The organism is Rhodopseudomonas sp. B29 (genome assembly GCF_000333455.1).
Taxonomy (GTDB): Bacteria; Pseudomonadota; Alphaproteobacteria; order Rhizobiales; family Xanthobacteraceae; genus Rhodopseudomonas.
On record NZ_BADD01000068.1, the window covers coordinates 1 to 4,176 of the forward strand.

Annotated in this window: 5 protein-coding genes; all 5 read right to left on the reverse strand. The window is 64.5% G+C overall.

Going from position 1 to position 4,176, the window contains the following annotated elements:
- A partial coding sequence (locus I5M_RS02425; RefSeq protein WP_022719941.1) for a crotonase/enoyl-CoA hydratase family protein occupies positions 1-784 on the reverse strand: 784 nt, incomplete at its 3' end.
- A 310-nt stretch (positions 785-1,094) separates the two neighbouring features.
- Positions 1,095-1,559 carry a DUF3237 domain-containing protein gene (locus I5M_RS02430; protein WP_022719942.1) on the reverse strand — a complete coding sequence of 155 codons (465 nt, stop codon included), beginning with the start codon at positions 1,557-1,559 and terminating at the stop codon, positions 1,095-1,097.
- A gap of 123 nt (positions 1,560-1,682) precedes the next feature.
- Positions 1,683-2,990: a TRAP transporter large permease subunit gene (locus tag I5M_RS02435; RefSeq protein ID WP_022719943.1), complete on the reverse strand. Its 1,308-nt coding sequence runs from the start codon at positions 2,988-2,990 to the stop codon at positions 1,683-1,685.
- Positions 2,991-2,997: 7 nt separating this feature from the next.
- On the reverse strand, positions 2,998-3,492 hold the full coding sequence (locus I5M_RS02440) for a TRAP transporter small permease (RefSeq protein WP_031335106.1): 495 nt from the start codon (positions 3,490-3,492) through the stop codon (positions 2,998-3,000).
- Positions 3,493-3,713: 221 nt separating this feature from the next.
- On the reverse strand, positions 3,714-4,103 hold the full coding sequence (locus tag I5M_RS29045) for a hypothetical protein (RefSeq protein WP_244431916.1): 390 nt from the start codon (positions 4,101-4,103) through the stop codon (positions 3,714-3,716).
- Positions 4,104-4,176 lie beyond the last annotated feature (73 nt).

A 4,176-nucleotide genomic window follows, 5' to 3' on the forward strand; every position in this document is an offset into this window, starting at 1 on the left:
TCTTGTGATCGAGGAAGGCGCGGATCCGCGACTTGGCTTCCTGGTCGCTCTGCGCCACCGTCGCCATCAACGATTCCATCAGCAGGCCGGTCTGCGGATTGGCTTCGGCGATCATCGGCAGCGCTTGCAGCACGGCGAAATTGGTCAGCGGCGCGTTCTGCGCGACGCGATTGGCGAGCACGATCGCTTTGTCGTAGGCGCCGTTGTCTTCAGTGACGTATTGCGAGAAGCCGTGCATCACGCCCTCGGCGGCGGAGTACACGCGGCCGGTCAGCATCATGTCGGCCATCCGGGACACGCCGATCAGTCGCGGCAATCGTACCGAGCCGCCGCCGCCGACGAAGATGCCGCGGCTGCCTTCCGGCAGCGCGTAGTAAGCGGTGGGCTCGGCGACGCGGATATGCGCCGCGCAGGCCAGCTCGAGGCCGCCGCCGATCACCGCGCCCTTCAGCGCCGCGATCACCGGCACCCGGCAATACTGAATCTTGTCGAACACCCGGTGCCAGGTCTGCGAATGCACCAGCCCTTCGGTGGCGTCGCGCTCGCGCAGCTCGGAAAGGTCGAGACCGGCCGAGAAATGATCGCCGATGCCGTGGATCACCACGGCGCGGATGTCGTCGGCAATGTCTGTGAAACAATCCTTCAGCGCGGCCATCAGGCCGTCGTTGAGGGCGTTGCGCTTGGTCGGACGATTGAGCCCGATGGTCAGCACCGAACCAACGGTGTCGACGACCAGCGTGGACGGATCCGCGAGCGTCGCGGCAGAGGCGTTTCCTGTGAGCACTTATTAGGTCCTGTGCAGAATAGTTATGAAATATAACGATCAGGAGGGGCCGGCGTCAATCGGGATTGCGCACCGAAGGTCGGTTGAGAAAGCCCGATTTGGCTGGTCCCGGGCAGGGCAAGGCCTCGCGAGCGGCACGGCGCGCTCCCTCGCCCCGCCCTTGCGGGGAGAGGGTTGGGGTGAGGGGCAGCCACGGGTGCTGACCCTCGGCCGCGCGGAGGCGCCCCCTCACCCGCCGCGCATCTGCCGATGCGCGTCGACCTCTCCCCGCGCGCGGGGAGAGGTTAGGAACGGCCGCCTCTCTACAAACTCACAACACCTGATGGACGTCGACGATGACGCGGTCGGCGTGGCGGGCGGCGGAGCCGATGAACAGGTGCTGGACCAGCCACTGATACTTGGGGTGACCGGTCTCGAACCGCGGCCTCGTGCGGAAATAGATCAGCTTGGGATCGACCGGCTCGCCGCGCTTGAGCTTCTGCAGCAGCTCGATCGGCCCGAAGCGGATGCCGAAATTCTCGACATAGACGACCGCGCCGTCGTCGGTCTCGAATGCGTATTTGGCCTCGAGTTCGATCAGCTCGCTCGGCCGGATGATCTGGAAATCGGCGCCCGATGCCAGCACCTTGCCGCTGACGCCCTCGCCTTTCACCGTGCCGCCGATCACCGGAATCACCCGGCGCACGCCCGCCCCGGTGTCCCCGGCCGAGATCACCTCGCCGATATGCGCCGTGATGGTGAAGACGTATTTGGTTTCGAGGATCGGCGTGGTCATCGACAAGGTCCACAGTTGTCGTCATGGCCGGGCTCGTCCCGGCCATCCACGTCTTTGCTGATCATCAGCGCTGCAAGACGTGGATGCCCGGCACAAGGCCGGGCATGACGGAGTTAATTGCCTCTACCCGATCATCCGCATCGGCAGCCAGGTGGCGATGATTGGGAAGGTGATGAGGATGATCAGGCGGATGATGTCGGTGATGACGAACGGCAGCACGCCGACAAAAATGGTCGACATATCGACGTCCTTGATCACGCTCTTGATGACGAACACGTTCATGCCGACCGGCGGATGGATCAGGCCGAGTTCGACGGTCATGACGATGATGATGCCGAACCAGATCGGATCGAAGCCGAGCGCGGTAATGACCGGGAACACGATCGGCACGGTGAGGATCACCATCGCCATCGCATCCATCAGGCAGCCGAGCACGATGTACATTAGCAGGATCAGCGCCAGCACGCCGTAGGGGCCGATACCGAGGCCGGTGAGGAATTCGGTGACGTATTGCGGCGTCTGGGTGATGGTGAGGAAGTAGCCGAAGCACAGCGCGCCGATCAGCACGGTGAACACCGCGGCCGCGGTGCGGGTCGCCTGCAGCAGCGACTGCAGGATGCCGTCGCGGGTCAGCTTGCCGCGCAGGATGCCGATGATGAACGCACCGACGGCGCCGACCGCGCCGGCCTCGGTCGGGATGAAGAAGCCGCCGTAGAGGCCGCCGATCACGAACAGGAACAACAGCAGCGGCGACCACACGTCGCGTAGCGCCGCCAGCCGCTCGCCCCAGCTGCTTTTCGGGCCGGCCGGCAGAAAGCCCGGCCGCGCCGCGCCGATGATCGCGATGGTGGTGATGTGCATCGCGATGGCGAGCAGGCCCGGCACGATGCCGGCGATGAACAGCTTGCCGATGTCCTGCTGGGTGATGATGCCGTACACCGCCAGCACGGTCGACGGCGGCAGCATGGCGCCCAGCGTGCCGCCGACCGCGATGACGCCCGTGGAGAACGACTGCGGATAGCCGAAGCGGCGCATCTCCGGATAGGCGACGGCGGAGAACGTCGCGGCGGTCGCCACCGAGGAGCCGGAGATCGCCGCGAAGCCGCCGCAGGCCGCGATGGTGGCGATGCCGAGGCCGCCTTTCCAGTGGCCGACGATGGTGTTGCCGGCGCGGAACAGCTCGCGGCTGATGCCGGACACCGACACGAAGGCGCCCATCAGCAGGAACATCGGGATGACGCCGAACGAGTAGTCGGTGACGGTCCGCATCGTGGTCTGGCCGACCAGTTTCAGCGCCGGCTCGAAACCGGTGAGATAGCCGAAGCCGGTAATGCCGACGAGGCCCATCGCCATGCCGACCGGCACGCGCAGCAGCATCAAGGCGAACAGCGCGACGAAGCCGATGACGGCCACGGTTTCATTGGTCAGCATCGCAGGCTCACTCCACCGGCTTCATGCGCACTTCGCGCATCTGCTCCGGATGGAAGATCAGCCGGAAGGTTCTAATCGCGATCAAGAGCACGGCCGAGACGTCGCCGATCCACGACACCAGATAGAACGGCCAGATCGGGATCTGCAGGTCCATGGTGACGATGTGGTCGGCCTTTGTGGTGATCACCTTGTCGAACAGCGTGTAGGTCTGCACCGTGACGACGAACAGCAGCACCAGGGTGGCGAAGATGTCGATGACGCGCTGCCAGCGCGGCGACGCCGCCGCCCACACCAGATCGACGGTGATGTGCGAGCCGCGATAGGAGGTCGCGGCGATGCCCCAGAAGATCAGCACGCCGAGCATGAACTGCCCGATGTTGTAGTAGTCGGGAATCGTCACGGCGAAGAACTTGCGCATGAACACCGCCAGGAAGGTGTTCAGCGCCACGATGCCGACGAAGAACGCCGCGATCCACTCGATGGTGTCGATGAAGCGGTCCATCCCGCTCTTGGCGAACCGTCGCGTGGTCAGTGCACCGGGCAGACGGTCGCGGATCTGGTCGTCGGGAATGGACATCGGGATTCGATCGTTGGTCCGGATTCAGTCAAGAAGGAAACGTCATTCCGGGGTGCTCGCGCAGCGAGCGAACCCGGAATCTCGATGTTGAGCAGAGAGATTCCGGGTTCGCGCTTCGCGCGCCCCGGAATGACTCGTGGAGAGACTTACAACCCCGCGTCGTACTTCTTCAGCGCCTTCTGCAGTTCGGCGTCGATCGCGTCCGGGTCGCCGCCGGCCTTCTTGACCTGCTCGGCCCAGCTGTCGTGCAGCGGCCTGGTTTCCTTCTTCCACTCCGCGAGCTGTTCCGGCGTCAGCGGGTAGACCTCGTGGCCTTCCAGCGCCTTCATCTTGGTGCGGCCGTTGGCTTCGAAGTCCGACCACGGGTCGGTGACCTTTGAGGCCCACTCCGGCGAGCAGTGATCGTCGATCACCTTCTTCTGCGTCGGCGACAACGCATTGTAGGCCTTCAGATTGATGTTGTAGGTGAACACCGTGGTGTAGAGCGGAACGTCCATGTGATACTTGACCACCTTGTCGATGCCGAACAGGAACACCGAGCCCCCAGGGGAAGGTGATCTCGTCGGCGACGCCGCGTTTCAGCGCGTCGCGCGATTCGGGCGCCGAGGC